We start from the raw sequence: 23,605 nt of genomic DNA, 5'->3' as shown, positions 1-23,605 counted from the left end.
CGCGCTGAGAGAGGGCTGAGAGCTTGTGGCGCCCGTGATCCAGTGCCATGTTGGGGTCTGACGTACCGGCTGGTCCTCTGGGTGGGGAGATCACGGATGCGGCGAACAACGGGGTTCGGGCTGCTGGCGGTGTGCGGTCTGCTCGCGGGGTGTCTGGGGCAGTCGCAGGAGGGTGACCACGCGAGAAACGCCGACGCCAAGGAGATCACGCTGACGATCGTCGCCAACGCGGCGGCGGGCGGGAAGAACGCCAGAGGCGCGAACTGGCTGCAGAACTGGGTGATCCCGAAGTTCACGGAGCAGCAGAAGGCCAAGGGCGTCACGGCGACGATCAGGTTCGAGCAGAACGGCACCGGCGACGAGGACTACAAGACCAAGGTCGCGCTCGACCTCAAGACCGGCGGTGGCGGCGACATCATCGAGATCGACGGCATCTGGCTCGGCGAGTTCGCGCAGGCCGGGCAGATCAAGCCGCTGGGCGAGGTCGTCGGCGACACCGACTGGGACGGCTGGAACCAGATCCCCAAGGCCGTGCAGGGACTCGGCGAGTTCGAGAGCAAGCGGTACGGCGTGCCGATGGGCACGGACGGGCGTGTGCTGTTCTTCAACAAGAAGCTGTTCACGCAAGCCGGGCTTCCCTCCGACTGGCAACCCAGGTCGTGGCAGGACGTGCTCGACGCGGGTGCTCGGTTGAAGACGCTGCCGGGCATCTACCCGATCCAGCTCAACGCGGGCACCGCGATGGGCGAGGCCACGACGATGCAGGGCGTGCTGCCCGCGCTGGCCGGCACCGGCAAGCCCATCTACGACAACGGGAAGTGGCAAGGGGATTCGGCCGGGCTGAAGGACGTTCTGGGGCTGTACCGGAAGATCTACGGCGGTGGCCTCGGCGATCCGGTGCTGCAGCAGGAGGCCAACGGCCGGCAGCGGTCGTTCCAGCTGTTCAGCGAGAACAAGATCGGCATCCTGCTGGAGAGCGACTACTTCTGGCGATCCGTCGTGGAACCGAAGAACGGCGTCGCGAAGATGGCCGACCGCGACACGGCCGTGGGCTGGGCGCTCGTGCCCGCTCGTCAGGCCGGTGCGGGAGTCGGTGGACAGGACTTCGTCAGCATGTCCGGTGGCGGCGTGCGGGTGATCAACCCGAACACCAAGTACCCGAAGCAGGCGTGGGAGTTCTTGAAGTTCCTCAACTCCAAGGAAGCCGTGAAGGAGTCGCTCGCGGGTACGGCGCAGACGACCCAGCGCCAGGACGTCAACGACGAGGTGCTCAGGGGCGACCCGATGCTGACGTTCATCGCGGAGAAGGTCCTGCCGATCACCCGCTACCGGCCGGGTCTCGCGAACTATCCGAAGGTGTCGGCGGCGCTGCAACAGGCGACCGCGGACATCGTCTCCGGCAAGACCCCCGACGACGCTGCTCGTGCCTACCGCGAGGCGCTGGCCAAGGCCGTCGGCGAGCAGAACATTGGCTAACCGGCTCGATGAAGGGATCGACAGCGCGGGGCTCGGGGTGCGGCGCGGTCTGGCGTTCGTCGCGCCGGCGCTGGTGCTGATCGGGGTCTTCCTGGTTTTTCCCGCGCTGTGGACGCTCTACATCGGCATCACGAACTACCAGCTCACCGGACCCGCGGCGGCGAACCCGCGGGTGGTCGGGCTGGACAACGTGCTCACCGCCGTGCACGACCCGCTGTTCACCAACTCGGTGTGGCTGACGGCGTTGTTCGTGCTGTTCTCCGCGGTCATCGGGCAGAACGCGCTCGGCTTCGGGCTCGCGTGGCTGCTGCGGTCGGCGAACCCGTGGCTGCGGCGGACGATCGAGGGTCTCGTGCTGCTCTCGTGGATCCTGCCCGGCACCGTCGTGGCGTTCCTGTGGTTCGCGGTGCTCAGCCGCGACACCGGCACGCTCGGCCTGCTGCTCGGTTCGCCGGAGACGTCGTGGCTGGTCGAGTACCCGATGACCAGTCTGATCATCTTCAACGTCTGGCGCGGCACGGCGTTCTCGATGCTGCTCTACACCTCGGCGCTGGCCGCGGTGCCGCCATCGCAGCTGGAGACCGCGCGGCTGGTCGGCGCGTCGGGCTGGCAGACCGTGCGGGACGTGGTGTTCCCGCACATCCGCGGGCACGTGCTCACCAACACGCTGCTGATCAGCCTGTGGACCGCCAACGACTTCACGCCGTTCCTGCTGACCTCCGGCGGCCCGAACCACCGGTCGGAGGTGCTGCCCGTGCTGATCTACCGGCAGGCGCTGGAGGGCGGCGAGCTCGGGTACGCCTCCGCGATGTCGTTGCTCCTGCTGCTCGGCAACCTCGTGATCGCGCTGGTGTACCTGCGACTGTTGCGGAGGCGCGCGTGAGTCCTGTGTGGATGGTGCGGAGGATCGGCTTCTACGTGCTGATCACGGTCGTGCTGGCGTTCTTCGCGGTGCCGATGCTGTGGCTCGCCTCCGCGCCGTTCGACGCGAAGCCCGGCCTCGGGCCGCGGTGGCCGGACTGGACGCTGTCGAACGTCTCGGCGACCTTCGACCACCCGTTCACGTTGTCGTCGCTGGTGAACTCGTTGATCCTGTGCTCGATCGCCACGGTGGTGACGACCGTGCTCGCGGCGCTGGCGGCGTATGCGTTGTCGCGGGTGCGGATGCCCGGCCGGGATTTGTTGCTGTATCTGCTGTTGCTGCTGTCGTCGGTGGTGACCGGAACGGCCGCGATGGTGCCGATCTTCGTGATGATGCTGCAGCTCGGCCTGATCAACTCGCAGTTCGGGACGGCGCTGGTGATCGCGGGCGGCATGCTGCCCGCCGCCATCTTCATCCTGAAGGACTTCATGGACGCGGTGCCGCGGTCGTACGAGGAGTCCGCGCGGGTGTTCGGTGCCTCGCCGCGCCAGGTGCTGAGCCACGTCGTGCTGCCCGTCGCACGGCCCGGTGTCGCCACGATCTTCGTGTGGGCGTTCGTCAACGCCTGGGGCAACTTCCTGCTGCCGTTCCTGCTGCTGCGCGATGTCGGCCGACAGCCGGCGGCGGTGCTGCTGCGCACCCTCTACGACGAGGGCGGCAGCGCCAACCTGAGGGTGATCCCGGTGTTCTCGTTGCTGTACTCGATCCCGGTGGTCGTGCTGTACCTGTTCGTGAGCAAGCGGTACGGGTTCCGATTCCACGGAGGCGTCAAGAGCTGATGGCGGGCATCACGATCGCCGGTCTGTCCACTGTGTACCCCAACGGGGTGCGGGCGGTGGACGCACTCGACCTCGACATCCTCGACGGCGAACTGTTCGCCCTGCTCGGCCCGTCGGGCTGCGGCAAGACCACGCTGCTGCGCACGATCGCGGGCCTCGAAGGCGCCTCGGAAGGCGACGTGTCGATCGGCTCGCGGGTCGTCACGCGGCTGCAGCCCGGTGATCGCCGGGTCGCGATGGTGTTCCAGGACTACGCTTTGTTCCCGCACATGACCGTGGCGGAGAACATCGCCTACCCGTTGCGGGTGCGGGGCGTCGCGAAGTCGGTCCAGCAGGAGACCGCGGTGCGCACGGCGGGTGGGTTGAGTCTGGGCGCGTTGCTGGACCGGCGGCCCGGCCAGCTCTCCGGCGGGCAGCAGCAACGGGCAGCGCTGGCCCGTGCCGTCGCCGCGTCCGCCGAGGTGTTGCTGCTGGACGAGCCGTTGTCCAATTTGGACGCTCGGTTGCGGTTGGAAGCAAGGACGTTCCTGAAGAAGCTGCAGCGGGAGCTGGAGCTGACGACGGTGTTCGTGACGCACGACCAGGCCGAGGCGCTGGCGCTGGCCGACCGGATCGCGGTGATGGACGCCGGGCGGATCCGGCAGCTTGGGACGCCTCGCGAGGTGTTCCAGCGCCCCGCGGACACGTTCGTCGCCAACTTCATCGGCTCGACGCCCATGAACCTCGTGCCGCGCGGCTCGGAGATCATCGGCGTGCGGCCCGAGTACCTGAGGCCCGCCGCGGAGGGTCTGTTCACGGGGTCCGTGTCCATTGTGGAGAACCTCGGCGTGACGTCGCTGGTGACGCTGGACTGCGGCGAGGACCAGATCGGCTACGTCGTGCCGGAGGACGAGGAGCCCGCGATCGGCACCGTGGTGGCCGTGGACGCCGCGCCCGCACGCGTTCTGCGCTATGACAAGGAGACCGGTCTACTCGTGAGGTGACGCGATGTTCCAGAACGACGGCTACGAGACGCACTCCAGCGTGCTCGCCCCGGCCAGGTTCGAGGCTCTGGCGGCGCACTTCGAGGCCAAGCTCGCTGCCCTGCCGGAAGGCCGGCGGCCGGAACACATGGACGTGCCGCACCTGACCGACCCGGCGCTGTTCGAATGGCTGCTGGACCCGGACGTGCTGGACCTCGTCGAATCGCTGATCGGCCCGGACATCGCGCTCTTCTCGTCGCACTTCATCTGCAAGCCCGCCGGCGACGGCAAACCCGTGCCGTGGCACCAGGACGCGCACTTCTGGCGCGACACCCTCGACCCGGCGGGCGACGCGATCACGGTCTGGCTCGCCATCGACCCGTCGACGACCGAGAACGGCTGCCTGCGCGTGATCCCCGGCAGCCACCTCGCGGCCGTCTCCCACCACGGTACCGACGACTGGTTCTTCAACCAGGAGACGTCGGTCGACGAGTCGCTCGCCGTGGACGTGGAACTGGAGCGTGGCGCGTGCAGCGTCCACTCGGCCATGCTCGTGCACGGCAGCCCGCCCAACCGCAGCACGAAGCGGCGCTGCGGTTACACCATGCGGTACGTGCCAACCACCGTCCGGTTCCTGAAGGACGATCATCGGATCTATCTGGCGCGTGGACGTGACCACGCGGGCAACGTGTACGCGCAGGTGCCCTGAGTCCGAATGGTCTGATCCAGCTGGATCGATCCGCCACCTTGACCGGTCAGCGAGCCGGACCTAGCGTACGGGAAAGCGCTTTCCGACGTAGGGGGCACCATGGAACCGGTTTCGGGGGACCGTTGGCGTGGTGTGGCGGAGCGATCGTGGCGTCCGGCCGCGCTGCTCGCGGCCTGCGTGGTGATCTGGCACCTCGTCACCGTCACGGGCCTCGTCGAGGCCTATCTGGTGCCGTCGCCGGGCAAGACGTTCGACCTACTCGTGGACAAATGGTCCTACCTCTGGGGCCACACCTGGGTCACCACGTACGAGACGATCCTCGGCTTCGTCATCGCGGGCGTCCTCGGCGTCCTGGTGGCCGTCGCGATGGTGTACTCCAGGACCGTCGAGAGCACGGCCTACCCGATCCTGCTGTTCGCGCAGGTCATCCCGAAGATCGCCATCGCGCCGCTGTTCGTGGTGTGGCTCGGCTTCGGCTTCGAGCCCAAGGTGATCGTCGCCGTGCTGATGGCGTTCTTCCCGGTCGTCATCTCCACCGTCACCGGCCTCAAGTCGGTCGACGCCGAGATGCTCGAGCTCGCCGCCACGATGGGCGGCGGCCCGGTCAAGACGTTCGTGAAGATCCGCTTCCCCGCAGCCCTCCCGCACCTGTTCGCGGGCCTGAAGGTCGCCGTGACGCTCGCCGTCACCGGCGCGGTCGTCGGTGAGTTCGTCGGCTCCAACGAAGGCCTCGGGTACGTGATCCTGCAGGCCAACGGCAACATGGACACCCCGATGCTGTTCGCAGGCCTGATCGTCATCTCGGTGGTCGGAATCCTGCTCTTCCTCCTGCTCGACCTCGCCGAGCAGCTGATGCTGCCGTGGCACTCCAGCAGGCGTGGCGCCGCCGTCACAACCCTTCTCGCGAAAGGTGGGTCATGAAGAAACTGCTCGCAGGCCTTCTCCCCGCGATGCTGGTGGTTGCCGCCTGCGGTGGTGGCGGCGGTACGGCACAAGGCGGTGGGACCGAAGAGGTCACGTTGACCCTCAACTGGTACCCGTACGGCGAGCACGCGCCGTTCTACTACGGGGTCAAGCAGGGCATCTTCGACAAGCACGGCATCAAGCTGAAGATCCAGGCCGGTCAGGGTTCCGGCAAGACCGTCCAGGCGACCGGCGCGGGGCAGACCGACTTCGGCTGGGCCGACACGTCCGCGCTCGCCACCGCCGTGGAGCAGGGCGTGCCGGTGAAGAGCGTCGGCGTGTTCCTGCAAACGACGCCCGCGTCCGTGCAGTTCTTCAGCGAGAAGAACATCAAGAAGCCGGAGGACCTCAAGGGCAAGTCCGTCGCCACGACCGCGGGTGACGCGCTGACCAAGACGTTCCCGGCTTTCCTGAAGCAGAACGGCATGCGGGAGTCGGACGTCTCCATCCAGAACATCGACCCGGCGGGCAAGATGGCCGCGGTCATCTCCGGGCGGACCGACGTGTTGCTGGGCTTCGCGTCCGACCAGGGGCCGACGATCAAGGAGAAGTCCGGCAAGGACGTGGGGTACCTCCGGTTCTCCGAGTTCGGGTTGAACTACTTCAGCAACGGGCTGCTCGCCGGCAAGGCCGTGCTGCAGAAGAACCCCGAGCTGGTGAAGAAGATGGTCGCGGCGACGCAGGAGGCGTGGAGCGCGGCGGAGAAGGCGCCGGAGGCCGCGGCCGAGTCGATGAAGGGTGCCGCCGAGCAGCTGCCGTCGCCTGCCGTGGTGCTGGAGCAGTTCAGGACGACGCTGACGTTGCTGCACACCGAGGCCACGAAGGGCAAGGCGCCGGGCGTCAACACCGCGGACGACTGGAAGAAGACGATCGACACGTTCCAGGAGACCGGGATCATCAAGGAAACCGCTGAGCCGTCGGCGTACTGGGAAGAAAGCGTCGCCCCGAAAGGATGAGGCCAGCAGGGATGAGCACCACTTTGGGAACCACCTCGGCTGTCGCGATCGACGACGTTTCCGTGCGCTTCCGGTCGAAGCGCGCCGAGACCACCGCGATCGGGCAGGTCTCGCTCGACGTCGCACCGGGCGAGTTCGTGTCCATCGTCGGCCCGTCCGGTTGCGGCAAGTCGACGTTGCTGAAGCTGGTGTCGGGGCTTCTCCGACCGTCGACAGGTTCGGTCACGTTGCTCGGCGAGCAGGTGTGCGGGCCGCGGCACGACATCGGGTTCGTGTTCCAGCGCGCGGCGTTGCTCGAGTGGCGGTCCGCGCGCCGCAACATCCTGCTGCAGGCCGAGATGCGGGGCATGAGCTCGGCCGAGGCGGGCAGGCGCGCCGACGAGCTCATCGAGATGACCGGGCTCACGGGGTTCGAGAACGCCCTGCCGCACGAGCTGTCCGGTGGCATGCAGCAGCGAGTGGCGTTGTGCCGGGCGCTGCTGCATCGGCCGCGGGTGCTGCTGATGGACGAACCGTTCGGCGCGCTGGACGCGTTGACGCGTGAGCAGATGAACGTCGAGCTGCACCGGGTGTGGCGGGAGACCGGCACGACGGTGCTGCTCGTGACGCACTCGATCGCGGAGTCGGTGTACCTGGCGAACCGGGTGATCGTGCTGACGCAACGGCCCGCGCTGGTCAAGGAGGTCATCGACGTCGATCTGCCGGCTGAGCGCGACTACGCCGAGACGATGGCCCGTTCGGGGTTCGCGGCGGCGACCGCGCGCATTCGGGACCTGCTGGGAGCCGTGACCGGGCACGATTGATCGGAGAGGTCGGAGGGGTTGTCACCGATCCACCGGCTGGGTAGATTCCGGTGACCGTCGCCACGGAAAGCGCTTTCCGCTGCCGTGCTGCCACGGCCTGGCCCACAGGGTGGTGGGGATGTCCAGACGGTTGTCCTGTTTGGCTGCCACAACATTCGTGATCTCAGCGCTGTTCGTGCCCGTCGCGTCGGCCCAGCCGGACGCACCGATCGCCGACCCGTTGCCCACCCCGGGCGCCTCCGGTGTCGGCCTGGAGCTCACCGAAGTCGCGCAGCTGCCGGAGTCGAAGCCCGTGCCGCCGCCGACCGACTCGCGGTTGCGCCGCTACAACCGGATCAACTACCTCGGCGAAGTTCCGGACGGTTCCGGCCGCCTGTTCGTGCCGGACATGAACGGCAAGCTCTACCTGCTGGACAACGGGGTTCAGCACGCGTTCCTCGATCTTGGCGCCGCCGTCGGGCCCGACTTCCACACGCACCGCGGGCTGGGCAGCGGGTTCGGGTTCGCGGCGTTCCACCCGAACTTCAAGCGCAACGGCAAGTTCTACACCGTGCACACCGAAGCCGGTGCCGCGCTGACGTCGAAGAAGCCGGATCTCCCTTCACCGCAGGACATGGTGGTCCAGGGCGTGATCACCGAGTGGACCGCGTCGGATCCGCGCTCCGATGTCTTCTCCGGCACGCGTCGCGAGATCCTCCGCGTCGGCTACGCCTCGTTCATCCACGGCTTCCAGGAGATCGGGTTCAACCCGACGGCACGCTGGTGGGACGAGGACTTCGGTTTGCTGTACGTCGCGTCGGGCGACGGCGGCATCGGCGTCTCCTCGACCGTGCCGCAGGACCTGGCACTGCCGCAGGGCAAGATCCTGCGCATCGACCCGGCCGGTCGCAACGGAGTCAACGGCCGGTACGGCATCCCGCGCTCGAACCCGTTCGGATCCCGGCCTGGTGCGCTGGGCGAGATCTACGCCTACGGCATGCGCGACCCGTACCGCTTCAGCTGGGATTCCGGCGGCTCGCACAAGATGTTCCTCGGCCACATCGGCGAGAAGGCCGTCGACTCCGTGTACGAGGTGCGCAAGGGCGCCAACCTGGGCTGGAGCGAACGCGAGGGCCTGTGGGAGTTCCGGCGCGGCGACCCGTCCTGCGGTGTGTTCCCGCTGCCCGCGGACGACGCGAAGTACGGGTTCACCTACCCCGTCACGGCGTTCGACCACAACCGGCTCGCGTCCGCGAAGCCCTGCGCCGACAGCGGCAACGCGTTGATGGGCGGCTTCGTCTACCGCGGCTGGAAGATCCCCGCGTTGCGCGGCAAGTACATCTACGGCGAGGGCGTGAAGGGCCTCATCTACTACGCCGAGGAACGCGAGATGCGCCTTGGTCGGCCGATGGCCGCGACGCGCGAAATGATGGTCTACGTCAACGGCCGGCTGACCACTCTCAAGGCGCTGGTGAACGATCCGAACCGCGTCGACCTGCGCTTCGGTCAGGACGCAGCCGGTGAGCTCTACGTGCTGGCCAAGGCCAACGGCAAGGTCTGGAAGGTGACGGGTGCGCGTGCCTTCGCCTCCTGCCCGTACGGCCACGACTTCGTCGCCGGTGGCGGAGCGGCGCGCTGGTGGGAGCCGGTCACGCCCGAGCTGTGGCAGTTCACCGGCCGTGAAGTCGTGCTGGCCCGACCGGGTGTCGCACGTCCCGGCCCGCGCCGGCCGTTCGAGTACGCGGTACTGAAGAAGGGCCCGGCGTTCGGCTCGGTGCAGATCGACGCGTCGGTGCGGCTCGACACGCCGGTGCCGGAGTCGAACCGGGATGTGATCATCGTGTTCGGCTACCGCTCGGACACCGAGTTCTACTACGCGCATCTGTCGTCCGACAACAAGATCTACCCGCACAACGGGATCTTCGTCGTCAACAACGCGGACCGCCTGCGCCTCGACCACCAATGGGACGCGGCACGGTCCGTCGGTGGCCCTCCCGCCGTCTCCGACACGGCCTGGCACCGCGTGCGGGTGCGGCACTGCGCCGACTCCGGCGAGATCGCGGTGTACCTGGACGGCTCGCCGTTCCCGCTGATGACGGCCGTGGACAGGACGTTCCCGTCCGGACGCGTCGGCTTCGGCTCGTTCGACAACATCGGCAGAATGCGCGACCTGCGCGTCCACGGCGAGGGGGTGCGGTGATGCGAAGGCTGTTCGTCGCCGGTCTTGTGGCGGTGTTCTGCGTGGGCCTGACCGCCCCGGCCCAGGCCACGTTCGGCACGGTCCTGCCGTCCCTGTCCCGCAACCTGGTGTCGTACTACGACTTCGAACACCCCGTGCGCGACGACAAGGCCCTGGAACAGGACAGCGGCCGTTCGGGCACGGCGTTGCAGCTGATGAACGGCGGTGCCGACATGCGTGTGCGGGACGGCGCGTTCTGGCGCAGCCGCACCTCGTTGCAGCTCAAGCAGGTCAACCCCACGACCGCGGGCAACGACGACTGGAAGGCGGGCCTCTACAGCGAAACCGGCGTGCCCAGCCTGCGCGCGTTCAACGGCGCCCGCCAGGCGTCGATCATGGGCTGGGTGAAGATGACGGGCCAGAACCCGGCACCGAACTCGAACTCGGCCAATCCGGACGACTTCTACGGCGCGATCGGCCTCGCTGGTGTGCTGTCCGGCGACTCCAACGGCCACGCGGTGCGCGCGTTGCTGGAGCTGATCGGGGTCGACGGCGAGCTGAAGCTCGTTGCCCTGGCCAGGCGGATCGACGGCGGTGAGTCGCAGACGTTCGCGGCCACCGAGCCCTGGCAGAAGCTGCTGCCGCAGAACGAGTGGGTGTTCCTCGCGGCCACCTTCGACTTCGACACGGGCGCGATGGCGTTGTACCGCAACGGAAAACCGCTGGCAGGCAAGTACGTCGTGGCGGGTGACCCGTGGAAGCTCGAAGGCGAGCCGGAACCGGATCTGGCGTCGGCCACGGATCCACGCGGCATCAAGATCGGCGGGAGCTATCCGCAGAACACCCGTGAGGGCAACGCCTGCAACTGCCGGATGGACAGCCTGATGTTCCTCGACCGCGTGGCGAAGCCCTGGGAGGTGCATTTGCAGTACCACTGGATGAACGGCTGACTGTCGACGGATTGTCGACGGGCGTTGCCATCGTGAGTGCCGACCCAGGGAGGTACTCACGATGAGAAAATGGATCACCACGTCGGCGCTGACCATGGCCGTCGCCGTGGTGGGCTCGATCGGCCTCGCCACGCCGGCGTTGGCGGACGACCACTTCGACGTGACCGTCCGCAGCGCGGCCAGCGGCAAGTGCCTGGCACCGCAGGGCGGCTCGTCGGCGGACGGCGCGCCCATCGTCCAGGTGACGTGCGACGGCAACCCGTTCCAGCGGTGGGACTTCATCGACCACGACGACCACATCTTCCAGATCCGCAACGCGGTCACGCTGAAGTGCATGGACGTGACGTCGGGTCCCGCCAACGGGATCCCGGTCGTCCAGTGGCCCTGCAAGAACGTCACCAACGAGCGGTTCCAGGCGAGCAGGGACCTGCCCGACTTCGTGTCGCTCAAGTCGCGGGTCGCCGGGACGAAGACCCACTGCGTCGACGTGCCCGGCGGACGCTCCGACGAAGGCCTCGCGGTGCAGCTCTGGACCTGCAACGGCACCGCCGCGCAGTCCTACGGCGTGTTCCCCGTCTGAGCGAGTTCATTCGGACCGCTACGATCGCCTCATCACCGGGAATCTTCCGGCGAGGGGCGCTCGTGGCGGTCTGCTCTCTTCGGACCAGCCTCGTATCCCCGCGCCGGATGGGTGCTCTCTCATTGCGGCGGAACCAGGGGCTGGGCGGAGGCCGGATGGCGGGGCGACGGGTGCCGGACGACGGCATTCGCGTGCTGGGACCGCTCGAAGTCGATGCGGGCGACGGTCCGCTGGATCCCGGCGGACCGCGTCTGCGGGCGATGCTCGCGTTGCTCGCGGCGTACGCGGGCCGCCCGGTGAGCGTGTCGATGTTCGTCTCGGAGCTGTGGGGTCCCGCGCCACCACCGGACGCCGAGCGGACGGTCCGTACCTACGTCTCCCGGCTGCGCAGGGGCGTGGGGCCGCTGGCCGAGCTGATCCGCACCCGTCCGCCGGGCTACCTGTTGCTGGAACCGGAGATCGTCGACGCGGTGCGGTTCCAGCGGCTCGCGCGAGAAGGCCGTGCGGCGCTCGCGGAAGGCGCTTTCCCGGTCGCGCACGAACGGCTGACCGCCGCGCTCGCGTTGTGGCGGGGCAGGGCCTACGACGAGTTCGACGGGATCGCCGCGCTCGAAGCGGAGCGCACCCGGCTGGAAGGCGTGCGCCTCAACGCCGTGCAGGACCGCGTCGACGCCGACCTGGCCGCCGGGTCCGGCGGAGAGCTCGTCACCGAGCTGACGGACCTCACGGCGGCCCACCCCGGCCACGAACGGCTGTGGGGCCAGCTGATGACGGCCCTGTACCGCGCGGGTCGCCAGGCGGACGCCCTGGAGGCGTTCCGTCGCGCGCGACGCCAGCTCGTCGAGCACGCGGGCGTCGAACCGTCGCCGTTGCTGACCGATATCCAGGAACGCATCCTCGCGCACGATTCCCGGCTGCTGGCCGCGACCGCAGACCTGCGGCCGGCGCAGCTGCCGCCTGTCGTGCGGGGCTTCACCGGCCGTGAGGCCCAGCTCGCCGCACTCGACAACGTTGTCGCCGCGGCACAGGACACGGTCGCCGTGGTCGCGGTGTGCGGCACGGCGGGAGTGGGCAAGACGGCGTTGGCGGTCAGATGGGCACACCGCGTCGCCGCCCGGTTCCCGGACGGACAGCTGTACGTGAACCTGCGGGGGTTCGACCCCGACGGAGCGCTGCCGCCGGAGGAGGCGCTGCACGGGTTCCTGACCGCCCTCGGCGCCGACCGCATCCCCGACGTCCTGCACGCGCAGGTCGCGTTGTACCGCAGCCTGACAGCGGGAAAGCGCTTCCTCGTCGTGCTCGACAACGCCCGCGACGCCGCCCACGTCCGCCCATTGCTGCCGTCCGAGCCTGGCAGCGCTGTCGTGATCACCAGCCGCGACGACCTCATCGGGCTGGTCGCCCGCGACGGCGCGAGCAGAGTGGGGCTGGACGTGCTCGGCCTCGGCGAGGCGGTCGAGCTGCTCCGGCTGCTCGTCGACGAAAAGGTGGCCGCACAGGAAGAACTCGAGGAGCTCGCCGAGCGGTGTGTACGGCTGCCCCTGGCGCTGCGGGTCGCCGCCGAGCTCGTCGCCCGCCGCGGCCGAGTCGGCCTGGAGGACCTCGCCGACGAGCACCGCAGGCTGGATCTGATGGACGCGGGTGCCGACGCCGACACCGCCGTGCGGGCCGTGTTCTCGTGGTCGGAACGGCACCTGCCACCGGCGGCGAACCGCCTGTTCTGGTTGCTCGGCCTGCATCCTGGGCGGGACAGCGACACCGCCGCGGTCGCCGCGCTCGCCGGAGTGGAGGCCCGGGAACTGCTCGACGTCCTGCACGGTGCCCACCTCGTCGAGAGTGCGGGCGCCGGCCGCTGGACGATGCACGACCTCCTGCGCGCGTTCGCACGGGAGCGCGCGGAACAGCGCCTCACCGAGCTCGATCGGCACAGCGCGTTGAAGAACGTCTACGAGCACTACCTGACCACCGCGCTGGACGCGATGGACGCCGTGTACCCGTACACGAGGCTTTGGCGTCGCGGCGACACCGGCGACGACCGGCCGTCATCCATGACGAGCGCTGCCGCGAAGACGTGGCTGGACACCGAACGGCTCACGCTCGTCACGATCACCAGCACCGCGTCCGGTGACCTCGCCGGGTATGCCGTCAGGATGGCGCGGGCGATCGACCAGCACCTGAACGTCGGCTTCTACAACGCCGACGCGTTCTCGGTGCACCAGCACGCTCTCGCCGCGGCGGAGGACCTCGGCGACGAGCCCGGCAGGGCGCGCGCCCTGCTGGAGCTCGGGCGCTCGCACGCCCGCGCCGGTGCCTACGGCGAGGCCGACGAACACTACCGGCGGGCCCTGCGGCTGTACCGGCGGCTCGGCGACCTGGTGGGGGAGGCCAGAACGCTGCACGCCCTGGGCAACAACGAGGGCAGGGTTCGGCGTAACCACGACGCCCTCGCGAGCTACGGCCTGGCACTGACCTTGAGCCGGCAGGCGGGCGACCGCGCCCAGGAAGCCGTCGAGCTGGCCAGCATCGGGCAGGTGCAGCACAGCCTCGGCAGGCACGAGGAGGCGCTGGCGCAGTACCGCCGGGCGGCGGCGATCTACGAGGAGATCGGGGAACGGGTCGGGCAGGGCCGGATCCTCAACGATCTCGGCACGGCCCTGCAGAGCTACGGCCGTCTGGAGGAAGCGCACGACCACCACCGGCGTGCCCTGGCGATCCTGCACGACGTGGGCGACCGCGCGGCGGAGGCGATCGCGCACACGGACCTCGGCCGGATCTGCTCGCGGTGGGGCCGTCACACCGAAGCCCTGGAGCACCACCGGCAGGCGATCACGGTGTTCCGCGAGATAGGCGACCTCGTGGGTGAGACCGAGGTGCTCATCAACCTCGGTCTCGCCCACGAGGGCATGGGCCGCCACGGGGAGGCGGCCGACCTGCACCAGCAGGCCGAGACGTTCGCCGCGAAGCTGGGTGATCGCCTGCTGGAGTGCGCGGCTCTCAACGGTCGCGGCCGGGCGGCCCGCGCGTCCGGCAGGTACGCGGAGGCGATCGAGTGCCACGAACAGGCGCTGGTGCACGCGCGCGAGATGGAGGATCGCGAGCAGGAGGCGCGCTCGCTCGACGAGCTGGCGGCCGCGCACGAACGCACCGGCGCGATCGCCGAAGCACGCCGCCTCTGGACTGCCGCGCTGCCGATCTACGGCGCCCTGCGCATGCCGGAGGCCGCCGCCGTGCGGCAGCGACTGGGCCCGCATCCCGGCACGGGCAACACATGAACTACGGCGCGCGGTGATCAGCTTCACTAGGCTGGCGTTCGTGCCGGGAGAGAAGAAGCGCGCGGGGCTGCCCCGCTGGGCGGGCCCGTTCTACCTGGCCGCCGGCGTGATCACGCTGATCTGGGCCGGCGTGCTGTTCAACGACTTCCTGAACGCGCCTGCCCGCTGCCCCGACACCAAGCTGCGCTGCGGCGCGTTCCTCACCACGTCGCTGCGCCAGTACACGATCTCCTGGGTGGTCTTCGACGTCGCGCTCGCGGTGATGCTGGTCGTCACCGGCTGGCTGGCCCTGCGGCGGCGGGACCACGTGCAGCTGCCCGCCGCGGTGACCGGCGCTTTGCTGTTCGTGGACGCCTGGTTCGACACGATGTCGAGCCCGCGCCGCGACCGCCCGCTCGCCTGGGCCCAGGCGCTGTTCGTCGAGCTGCCGCTCGGTGTGCTGTGCCTGTGGATCGCGGGACGGGCGGAACGCGTCCGCAGGGAACGGCTCGCCGAGGCGTTGCGGCGCCTGGACGAGTCCTGAGGATCAGTGCATGGCGATCTCGAAGTGGACTACGCCGTCCTCCTCTTCCCACAGCTGTTTGCCGAGCGCGCGCCACAGGTCGAGCGCTCCCGGCGAGTGCCGGTAGGTGTGCAGGTACTCCGGCCGCACGTACACCCGGCGCAGCTGGGCGGTCTCACCGTCGGGGTAGCGCTCGACGAGCCACTGCGGCTGCCGTGGCCTCCGTTCTCGTCGTAGGCGACCAGCAGGACGTGGCGGTCAGGGCGGAGGTAGAACCCTTCCATGTCGATGACGTCCTCGTGCCTCACCGACCTCGTCCTGCGTCGCCCCTCCGCACTACGATCGAATGCCTCCAAACAGGAGGGGGCTGGGGTGACGCCGGACTATCTGCCCGAGCGCAACGTGCTGACCGGTGACGAGAAGTACCGGCAGGCGCTGCTCGCCATCGAAGGCGGAGATCCCACGGTCGATCTCGCGTACGTCGGCATGGACGAGCTCGATCCCCGGCGGCACCTGCACGGCGGCATCGTCAACCTCGACATCTACAACAACGCCTTGCGGCGCCTTCCCGACCAGGTGGGTGAGCTGCTCGCGCTGGAGTGCCTCGACGCGAGCGACAACGACCTCACCGAGCTGCCGGCGTCGCTGACGAACCTGGCCCAGCTGTCGGCGTTGAACGTGTCGCTCAACAAGATCTCCAGGTTGCCCGCGGACATCCAGAAACTCGCGAACCTGAGGTCCCTCAACGTCTCCGACAACGACCTCGAAGAGTTGCCCGCGCGGATCGGGGGTCTGAGCGCGCTGGAGGAGCTCGACGTCAGCGGGAACAGGCTGACCGCGTTGCCCGCGAGGTTCGGGCGGCTGCACCGGTTGCGCGTGCTCGACGCCTCGTACAACGGTCTTCGGACGTTGACTGACGATCTGTGCCAGTTGCGCGAGCTGGAGGAGCTCCTCCTGTACCGGAACCGGATCCGCCGCCTGTCGGCGGACCTCGGCCAGCTGCGCCTGCTGAGGGTGCTCGATCTCTCGTACAACGCGCTGCGGGAGTTGCCTGCCGAGGTCGGGGCACTGCGCAACCTCGAGTCGTTGCGGTTGGCGGGCAACGCGCTGACCGAGGTCCCTGCGGGCGTCGGCAAGCTGAGTGGCCTTCGTGAGCTTGACCTCTCGAACAACTTGCTGACCCGATTACCTCGCGAACTCGGCTACCTCCCGCAGGGAATCCTGTTGCGGCTGGGCGGAAATCCGCTGGTCGAGCCGTACTCGACGTTGCTCGGCCGTGGCGTTCCGGCATTGCTGAGCTACCTGCGCAGCCTGGAGGACAGCGCACCCCAGTACGAGGCGAAGGTGCTGCTGGTCGGTGAAGGCGGCGTGGGCAAGTCCTCTCTCATCGCGGCACTGCGGGATGACGAGTTCGTGCACAACCGGCCCACCACGCACGGCATCGAGATCGGCAGGCTCGACCTTCCCCACCCCGAGCTCGACGCTCGCCTGACCCTCAACACGTGGGACTTCGGCGGCCAGGAGGTCTACCGGATCACCCACCAGTTCTTCTTCTCCCGCCGGGCTCTCTACCTGTGCGTGTGGAAGCCGCGCGAGGGCCAGCTCGAGAACGGGGTCGAGTCGTGGTGCCGGCGGATCAGGCTGCGGGTGGCCGACCAGGCCAGGCTGATCGTCGTCGCCACGCACGCGAGCGAACGGCGTGCCGAGTTCGACTTCGGCCACCTCAAGTCCAAGTTCCCCCACCTCGTCGTCGACTACTTCCGCGTCGACAGCGAGACCGGTGAGGGCATCGCCGAACTCCGCGCGGCCATCGCCCGTCATGCCGCGGAGCTGCCTCAGATGGGGGAGCTGCTGAACAACAGCTGGCGAGAGGCTCGCGACGAGGTGCTCGCGCACACCGAGTCGCACATCACCCGGCTGAAGTTCGAACGTGTCTGCGCTTCGCACGGGTTGTCAGAGGACAGCACCGCCACGCTCGCCGGTCTGATGCACGACCTTGGCCACATCATCAACTACGCGGACGACGACGGCCTGCGTGATCTCGTGGTGCTGCGCCCCGAGTGGCTCACGAAGGCGATCGGGTACGTCCTGGAAGACGAGTTCACGCGCGAGAACGCGGGCGAACTGCCCCACGACAGGCTGAGCACGGTCTGGTCACCGGGAGGCGTACCGCTCTACCCGTCGGAGTTCCACCCGTACTTCCTGCGGCTGATGGAGAAGTTCGACGTCTCCTACCGGTTGCCGGACTCCAGGGCGAGCCTGGTGGCCCAGCTCGTGCCGTACGAGCGGCCGAAGCACATCTGGCAGGACAAGGCCGTCGACGTGGAACCGCGGCGAAGGGTGATCAGGGCGATCTGCCGTACGGCGGAGGAGGCGCCGGGACTGATCGCCTGGCTGACGGTGCGCAACCACCGGTTCTCCGTCGGCAAGCACTGGCGCCGTGGAGTGGTGCTGCGCCACGAAGAGCACGACTCGGAAGCTCTCTTCGAGCTCATGTCCAACGACAGGGACCTGCGGCTCACCGTGTTCGGCCCCGCCCCCGAACACTTCTTCCACGTGCTGAAGGACGGCGTCGAGGACCTGATCCACCACCGGTGGAAGGGCCTGACCTACGAGTTCCTGGTGCCGTGCGGCAAAACCGAGAGCGACGGGACGCGTTGCGTCGGCGTCTTCCCCTATCGGGCACTGGTCAAGTTCCGCCAGCGCAGGGAACGCCGCATCATCTGCACCTCGTGCGCGTCGTGGAGCGACGTCGAGGAACTGATCTCCGGTCTCTCCCAGCCGACCGGCTCGCTCGAGTTCATGGTGCGCAACGTCCACCGAACCCTTGTCCAGCAACAGGAACAGCTCAGCCGCATGGAGGCCTCCATCGCCACGTCGGCGAGGTTCCGCCAGGTCTTCGAGGCGGAGACCAGCCGCCACCTCCGGATCGCGCTGCGCATGCTCAGCGCGGAGGTGACGGACTGCCCGCGCCTGTTCACGATCGCTCCGGCCGACCGGAAAGCCGTCGTGCACGCGATGTCGACGCGCCTGCACTACAAGATCACCCTGTGGTGCGAGGAGTCCGGGCACGAGCATCCGTGGCCCAACGCGACGTACGACTTCAAGCCCACCAAGGAATGGATCACCACGATCGGGCCCTACGTCCGGTTCATCGCCGGGATGCTCCGGTTCGTGGTGCCGGTGGCGGGCGCCGTGTACGCCACCACGCTGACCAAGGACGAGCTCGAGCTGGTCAAGGCGGACATCGAGCTCACGAAGACGCTCGCGGACAAGCTGCCGCAGAGCCAGGGCGAGTCGACCACCTCCCTGCCGCAGGGCATGACGAGGGCCGAGGGCGCGGGACTGCGGACCCTGCGGTCCCTCCTGCTCGCCCTCGACCCGGTCAGCGCGTTCGGCGATCTGCGGCGAGTGCACACACCGTCCGGTGACATCGCCTGGGTGTGCCCTCACCACCACAACCTCTACGACCCCGGACTTCCCGAGCTGCCGGCAGGTTAGAGCGTGCCGAGCCGGACGATGTTCGCCATCGCCTCGAAGCCCTTGTCGCCGGGGTGCAGGTGATCGCCCTGGTCGTAGTCGGGCCGGATCCGCTGCGGGTCGGCGGGATCGCGGATCACCTGGTCGAAGTCGACGACGGCGTCGAAGTCCGTGCCGGTGCGGATGAACGCGTTCACGGCCTGCCGCACCGCCTCCAGCTCCTCGGTGTAGCTGTACCAGCCCTTGAACGGCGTGATGGTCGCGCCGATCACCCGCAGGCCGCGGTCGTGCGAGCGCTGGGCGATCTGCCGCAGCGCGGCGATGATCTCGGCGGGGTCGGTCTCGTGCGGGGTTTGCTGGATGTCGTTGATGCCCTCGAAGACGATGACCGTGCGGACGCCGGACTGGGTCAGCACGTCGCGGTTCAGGCGGGCGAGGGCGTTGGGGCCCGCCGAGCCGCCGTCGAGGAGCAGCCGGTTGCCGCTGATGCCCGCGTTCAGGACGCCCAGGCGGGTGTTGACGCGGTCGGCGAGCTGGTCGGGCCAGCGGAGGTTGGCGCCCCAGGTCGAGTTGGCACCGTCGGTGATCGAGTCGCCGAGGGCCACGACGCTGCCGCGCACGGTCGACGAGCGGACATCCACGCCGGAGACGTAGTGCCAGGCCGTGGTGCGTTCACGGAACGCCGCGGCGGACTCCTCCGCCGTGTGGTTGCCGTCGCGGGAGAAGTACGAGTTCTGCATCGTCAGCTGGTGGTGTGTCACCGGGCCGCCCGGTGCCGGGGTGAACACGCTGACCAGCAGGTCGGAGTCGGCGGGCACGGTCAGCGCCACGCCGTCGCTGACGACGTCGGCGCCGGGCGGGGCGGTGATCGACTGGGAGCCGCCGAACGTCAGCGTGCGCATCGTGCCGGGCACCGCCGAGGGCGTGTCCGAGCCTGCCGCGCGGGCCACGGTCACCTGGCCGAACTGGATCGGCGTGCGGCCGTAGGCGTTGGAGAGGCGCACGCGGATCTCCTTGCCGCCCGCGCTGACGTGCACGATGTTGCGCACGGAGAAGTTCGGGTAGCCGTTCTCGGTTCCCGGGACGGCCGAGGACGGCGCTGCCGCCCACGTTCCCACCCATCTGGGCGGTGCGGCGCCCGCGGGCGAGGCTGCCGCCACCAACAACGCCACTGCCAGCAGAAAGCGTGTCATGCACTCGACCCTGGCAGCGCTCCCGCACGCCCGGTATCCGCCGACCTTCGGATCTATTCTGAGCAGCGTGTGGAACGGGGCCGAGTACCAGCGCAGGTTCGACTCGCTCGCCGAGTCGGGAATGGACGTGCACGGCGAGGCGGCGTTCGTGCGCGCCTATGAGCCGAAGACCGTCCTGGACGCGGGATGCGGCACCGGGCGAGTCGCGATCGAGTTGGCGCGGCACGGCATCGAGGTCGTCGGCGCGGACCGCGACGAGTCGATGCTCGCGCACGCCCGGCAGACCGCACCCGGCATCACGTGGGTGCGATCCGACCTGGCCGAACTGGACCTCGGGCGTACCTTCGACGTCGTCGTCATGGCGGGCAACGTGCCGTTGTTCACCGAGCCGGGCACGCAGGACAAGCTCGTCGGGGGCGTGGCGCGGCACGTGGGGAACCTGCTGATCGCCGGCTTCAGCCTCGGCCGCGGGTACACCGCCGAGGAGTACGACGAGCACTGCGCGCTGGCCGGGCTGCGGCTCGTCGAGCGGTTCGCCACGTGGGACCGCGAGGAGTTCCGCGGCGGGAACTACGCGGTGTCAGTGCACGCGCGGTGAAGTCACCCTCTCGCGTTGACGTGCAGCGCGAGCGCGGTACCCGCTCCGAGCGTGGCGGTGAACCTGCCGGACGAGTCGACCGTGACCCGGACGCAGCCGTTCTCCTGGACGTTGCAGTAGGTTCCGGCCGGCAGCGCGGTCTGGTACGTGTGCGTCACAGGGAAGGTCTCCCGGTTGATCGCGACGAAACCCTTGTCGCCGCGTCCGAACGCGATCGCGTCGTAGCCGTTGTCCCACCAGTTGTTCACGTCGGTGCCGGCCACGGTGTTGCGGAAGGCGACCATGTTCGCGATCTGGGTCCACAGGTGCTGGCACTTCCAGCCGTTGAAGCAGACGGAGTTGCCGGGCGCGCCCGCGTCGGAGTCGGTGAACTCGTAGCCCGAGTACACCTGGGGTGCGCCGTAGTTCCAGGCGAGCATGAACACGTTGGCCAGCGTGTAGGTGGAACCGTCCTTGTAGGACAGTGTCGAGCCGTTGCGCTCGGTGTCCCAGTTGTCGACGAACGGCCTGGCCTGACCGCTGGGCAGGAAGCCCCACGACTGGCCGAACGTGCGCAGGTACGCCAGGTTCTCGTTCTGGAAGATCCGCTTGAGGTCGTAGGCGTAGCGGAACTCGTCCACGTCACCGGAACCGGTGTACTCGCCGGGCTGCACCGCCTCGCCGGCGCCGTAGATGACCTCGTGCACCCAGAACACGGTGGGGTTGCTGAGCTTCGCCTTGATCGCCGCGAGGTCGGCGGCGGCGATGTGCTTGGCGGCGTCGACGCGGAACCCGTCCACGCCCATGGCGATGAGCCGGTTGAGGTACCCGGCGATCGCGCCGCGCACGTAGTCGCTGCCGGTGTCCAGATCGGACAGGTTGACGAGCTCGCAGTTCTGGACGTTCGAGCGGTCCTGGTAGCGGGTGATCGCCGTGCGGCACGAGTGGAAGTCCCAGTCGCTGTACACGCCGGGGTAGTTGTACTTCGAGTAGCCCGATCCGCCGGTGCCGGTGCCGGATCCCGCGCTCATGTGGTTGACCACGGCGTCGGCGATCACCTTGACGCCCGCGTTGTGGCAGGCCGTGATCATGTCGCGGAACGCGGTCTCGTCGCCGAGGCGTCCGGCGATCCGGTAGCTGACCGGCTGGTACGAGGTCCACCACTGCGGACCCTGGACGTGCTCGGTGGCAGGTGACACCTCCACGAAGCCGTAGCCCTTGGGGCCCAGAACGCCGGTGCACTCCGAGGCCACTCGGGCGAACGGCCATTGGAACAGGGTGACGGTGACGTCCTTGTCGCCCGGCGGAGCCGCAAAACCTTGCACCGGTGTGCACACGACGGCAGCCAGGACGGCCGTCAGCAGGACGCGAAAAGCAGAGGAAACCACGATGTCTCCTTGCAGCAGGGGTACTTCACCCGTTCGTACCAGCCGGTGCTCCTACCGTGGAAGTGCTGCAAGAAGTTTCGCGCCGAATTCGTCCGCAGGGGCGTACGGGTCAGTCCGTCGTGGACGCTCCCGGCTGCTGCGGGGCGTCTTCGAGACGGACGCGGCTTCTGGCTCTACGGTGGTCACCGGCAGAGCGGCGAAAGTGGCGTGAGGGGCGGGTCCTGGCGTGACGTCGTGGATCGAAGTGATCAACTATGTCCGGCTCCGGTACGAGGTGCTGGAGGAGACCGAGGAGTGGCTGCGCTTCCGGCTCGACACGGCGGGGGAGCGCACGCAGCAGGTCGCCGTGCACCACCTGCCGGACGTGGACGGCACGGCATGGCTCGAGATCTCCTCGCCCGTCGGACGGGCTGACGAGGTCGACCTGCTCCGCTTCCTCGAGCTGGCCGGTGAGCCGGAGGTCGGCGGCGCGGCGATCGTGGACGGGCTCGCGCTGCTCAAGCACGTGGTGCCGCTGGAGGACCTGAGCGTGCGGGAGGAGTTCGAACGCCCGCTCGGCCTGCTGGTGTCCCGTGCCGACGTCATCGAGCACGAGCTGACGCAGAAGGACCACTTCTAGCCGATCAGGGCTTCGAGCAGGTCCTCAGGCGTCTCCAGCTGCGGCAGGTGACCGGTCCGGGGCAGCAGGGTGAACGTGGCCGACGGGATCGCGGCCGCGTACGCCTTGCCGTACGCGGGGCTGACGATCCGGTCGCTCTCGCCCCACAGCACCCGCACGGGGATCCGTACGTCGCCGAGCCGGTCGAGCAGGGCCGGGTCGGACATCGACGGGCCGGTGTAACCGATCAGCGCCCGCACGTCCGGGCTCGGGCCGGTGGGCGCCTTGGCCGGGTCGTGCCACGAGTGCGCCTGGATCTCGGCGAGCGTGAAGCCCCTGACGTCGGTCACGGGATGGCCCTCGACCTCGACGCCGATCCCGTTGACGATCACGGCCGCGCTGACGCGCGGGCTTGCACACAGCGCGATCTCGGCGGCCAGCCAGCCGCCGAAGGAGTTGCCGAGCACCGTCACGTCCGTGAGGCCGAGCTCGTCCAGCAATGCGACGTAATGGCGGGCGAGCTCGGCGACGCCGGTCAGCTCCGCGGGCTTCGGGGTGCCGCCGAACCCGGGATGGGTGGGCACGAGCACCTGGGAGCCGGTGCGTTCGCGCAGCAGGTCCGCGAACGAGGTCATCGTGTGCACGCCGCCTCCGCCGTGCAGCAGCAGGTACGCCTTGGTGGTGGTCATATAAGGAACCTTAGATAAGGGTGCTTATATAAGCAAGGTGGTTAGGATTCTCGCTGTGAAGCACCGCCCCGCTGACGTCGCGCTCGCCGTGAAGCGCCTGCAACACCGCCACCACCGCGCGCTGAGCCAGGCGCTGGCCCCGCTGGGGCTGTCGCTGGTGCAGTGGGACACCCTGCGCCACCTGCACCGCCAGCCGGACGCGTCGCTGCACGACCTCGCGGTGCTGACGTTCCAGACCGACCAGTCCTTCGGCTCGCTGGCGGTGCGCATGGCCGACCGCGGCCTGATCGAGAGGGTCTCGGGACCGGGGCGCGCGGTGCGGCACCGGCTCACCGAGGAGGGCGAACGGCTGCGCGCCGCCGGTCAGGAGCTGGTCGACGCCATCACCGAGACCTCGTTCAGCGCGTTGTCGGCCGCGCAGCTCGACCAGCTCGGCGACCTCCTCGAGGCCGCGCTCGCCTAGGGTCTGTATCGCCCTAGTTGCTTAGTTGTGTGGTCCGCGATCTTGAGTTGGTTGTAGTTGCGAGCCGAGGCAAACGTTTGCTGATCACGCCACCTACCGCCAACTCACGATCACATCGCCGACACGCCGCGCGACACGCGGACGACCGGCCCATACCAAAGGTTAGAGGCGACGCTCTACTCGGA

Annotated in this window: 21 protein-coding genes; 17 read left to right on the top strand and 4 right to left on the bottom strand. The window is 68.8% G+C overall.

The annotated features are described in order from the left end of the window. The first annotated feature begins 96 nt into the window (after positions 1–96). The 13 genes from JOD27_RS41040 to JOD27_RS40980 all read left to right on the top strand — a co-directional run bounded on the left by JOD27_RS41040 (position 97) and on the right by JOD27_RS40980 (position 15,053). Positions 97–1,476, top strand: a complete 1,380-nt coding sequence (locus JOD27_RS41040) for an extracellular solute-binding protein (protein WP_204767785.1) — start codon at positions 97–99, stop codon at positions 1,474–1,476. Then, on the top strand, positions 1,469–2,359 hold the full coding sequence (locus JOD27_RS41035) for a carbohydrate ABC transporter permease (protein WP_204767784.1): 891 nt from the start codon (positions 1,469–1,471) through the stop codon (positions 2,357–2,359). The genes JOD27_RS41040 and JOD27_RS41035 overlap by 8 nt, the downstream gene beginning before the upstream one ends. Next, positions 2,356–3,177 carry a carbohydrate ABC transporter permease gene (locus tag JOD27_RS41030; RefSeq protein ID WP_204767783.1) on the top strand — a complete coding sequence of 274 codons (822 nt, stop codon included), beginning with the start codon at positions 2,356–2,358 and terminating at the stop codon, positions 3,175–3,177. The genes JOD27_RS41035 and JOD27_RS41030 overlap by 4 nt, the downstream gene beginning before the upstream one ends. Then, complete coding sequence (locus JOD27_RS41025; protein WP_204767782.1) at positions 3,177–4,160, top strand: ABC transporter ATP-binding protein; 984 nt, start codon at positions 3,177–3,179, stop codon at positions 4,158–4,160. The genes JOD27_RS41030 and JOD27_RS41025 overlap by 1 nt, the downstream gene beginning before the upstream one ends. A gap of 4 nt (positions 4,161–4,164) precedes the next feature. Further along, entirely contained in the window at positions 4,165–4,848 is a 684-nt protein-coding gene (locus JOD27_RS41020; protein WP_204767781.1) for a phytanoyl-CoA dioxygenase family protein, read from the top strand. Between the two features lie 132 nt (positions 4,849–4,980). Continuing rightward, positions 4,981–5,769, top strand: a complete 789-nt coding sequence (locus JOD27_RS41015) for an ABC transporter permease (RefSeq protein WP_307830619.1) — start codon at positions 4,981–4,983, stop codon at positions 5,767–5,769. Next, positions 5,766–6,767, top strand: coding sequence for an ABC transporter substrate-binding protein (locus JOD27_RS41010; protein ID WP_204767779.1), 1,002 nt, complete (start codon positions 5,766–5,768; stop codon positions 6,765–6,767). Before JOD27_RS41015 ends, JOD27_RS41010 begins: the two co-directional genes overlap by 4 nt. Before the next feature lie 11 nt (positions 6,768–6,778). Continuing rightward, the gene (locus JOD27_RS41005; protein WP_204767778.1) at positions 6,779–7,570 is read left to right on the top strand and encodes an ABC transporter ATP-binding protein; all 792 of its coding nucleotides are present in this window, start codon (positions 6,779–6,781) and stop codon (positions 7,568–7,570) included. A gap of 157 nt (positions 7,571–7,727) precedes the next feature. Further along, on the top strand, positions 7,728–9,749 hold the full coding sequence (locus JOD27_RS41000; protein ID WP_307830618.1) for a PQQ-dependent sugar dehydrogenase: 2,022 nt from the start codon (positions 7,728–7,730) through the stop codon (positions 9,747–9,749). Continuing rightward, positions 9,749–10,678 carry a hypothetical protein gene (locus JOD27_RS40995; RefSeq protein ID WP_204767776.1) on the top strand — a complete coding sequence of 310 codons (930 nt, stop codon included), beginning with the start codon at positions 9,749–9,751 and terminating at the stop codon, positions 10,676–10,678. Before JOD27_RS41000 ends, JOD27_RS40995 begins: the two co-directional genes overlap by 1 nt. Before the next feature lie 61 nt (positions 10,679–10,739). Further along, complete coding sequence (locus JOD27_RS40990) at positions 10,740–11,258, top strand: RICIN domain-containing protein (protein WP_204767775.1); 519 nt, start codon at positions 10,740–10,742, stop codon at positions 11,256–11,258. Positions 11,259–11,413: 155 nt separating this feature from the next. Further along, entirely contained in the window at positions 11,414–14,530 is a 3,117-nt protein-coding gene (locus JOD27_RS40985; protein WP_204767774.1) for an AfsR/SARP family transcriptional regulator, read from the top strand. 40 nt (positions 14,531–14,570) lie between these two features. After that, complete coding sequence (locus JOD27_RS40980) at positions 14,571–15,053, top strand: hypothetical protein (RefSeq protein WP_204767773.1); 483 nt, start codon at positions 14,571–14,573, stop codon at positions 15,051–15,053. Between the two features lie 3 nt (positions 15,054–15,056). Here the strand turns inward: JOD27_RS40980 and JOD27_RS46310 are convergent, their stop codons facing one another. Then, positions 15,057–15,188, bottom strand: coding sequence for a hypothetical protein (locus JOD27_RS46310; protein WP_275591941.1), 132 nt, complete (start codon positions 15,186–15,188; stop codon positions 15,057–15,059). A gap of 216 nt (positions 15,189–15,404) precedes the next feature. Between JOD27_RS46310 and JOD27_RS40975 the strand changes: the two genes are divergently transcribed. Next, positions 15,405–18,533: a COR domain-containing protein gene (locus tag JOD27_RS40975; RefSeq protein WP_204767772.1), complete on the top strand. Its 3,129-nt coding sequence runs from the start codon at positions 15,405–15,407 to the stop codon at positions 18,531–18,533. On the opposite strand, the gene JOD27_RS40970 is transcribed toward JOD27_RS40975, so the two are convergent. Continuing rightward, a complete protein-coding gene (locus JOD27_RS40970) occupies positions 18,530–19,705 on the bottom strand; it encodes an SGNH/GDSL hydrolase family protein (RefSeq protein ID WP_204767771.1) in 1,176 nt (391 codons plus the stop codon). The genes JOD27_RS40975 and JOD27_RS40970 overlap by 4 nt on opposite strands. Before the next feature lie 67 nt (positions 19,706–19,772). Between JOD27_RS40970 and JOD27_RS40965 the strand changes: the two genes are divergently transcribed. After that, positions 19,773–20,303: a methyltransferase domain-containing protein gene (locus JOD27_RS40965; protein WP_307830617.1), complete on the top strand. Its 531-nt coding sequence runs from the start codon at positions 19,773–19,775 to the stop codon at positions 20,301–20,303. Between the two features lie 2 nt (positions 20,304–20,305). Here the strand turns inward: JOD27_RS40965 and JOD27_RS40960 are convergent, their stop codons facing one another. Then, entirely contained in the window at positions 20,306–21,670 is a 1,365-nt protein-coding gene (locus JOD27_RS40960) for an alpha-amylase (RefSeq protein WP_307830616.1), read from the bottom strand. 226 nt (positions 21,671–21,896) lie between these two features. Here JOD27_RS40960 and JOD27_RS40955 point away from each other — a divergent pair, with 226 nt between their 5' ends. Continuing rightward, positions 21,897–22,289: a hypothetical protein gene (locus JOD27_RS40955; protein WP_204767769.1), complete on the top strand. Its 393-nt coding sequence runs from the start codon at positions 21,897–21,899 to the stop codon at positions 22,287–22,289. Here the strand turns inward: JOD27_RS40955 and JOD27_RS40950 are convergent. Next, positions 22,286–22,957 carry an alpha/beta fold hydrolase gene (locus JOD27_RS40950; RefSeq protein WP_204767768.1) on the bottom strand — a complete coding sequence of 224 codons (672 nt, stop codon included), beginning with the start codon at positions 22,955–22,957 and terminating at the stop codon, positions 22,286–22,288. The two genes, JOD27_RS40955 and JOD27_RS40950, sit on opposite strands and share 4 nt — an antisense overlap. A 55-nt stretch (positions 22,958–23,012) precedes the next feature. On the opposite strand from JOD27_RS40950, the gene JOD27_RS40945 reads away from it, so the two are divergent. Continuing rightward, positions 23,013–23,420, top strand: a complete 408-nt coding sequence (locus JOD27_RS40945; protein ID WP_204767767.1) for a MarR family winged helix-turn-helix transcriptional regulator — start codon at positions 23,013–23,015, stop codon at positions 23,418–23,420. The last annotated feature ends 185 nt before the right edge of the window (positions 23,421–23,605 follow it).

Source organism: Lentzea nigeriaca, assembly GCF_016907955.1.
Lineage (GTDB): Bacteria > Actinomycetota > Actinomycetes > Mycobacteriales > Pseudonocardiaceae > Lentzea > Lentzea nigeriaca.
The sequence above is the reverse complement of the archived record's forward strand: the minus strand, read 5'-3'. Positions and strand labels throughout refer to the sequence as shown.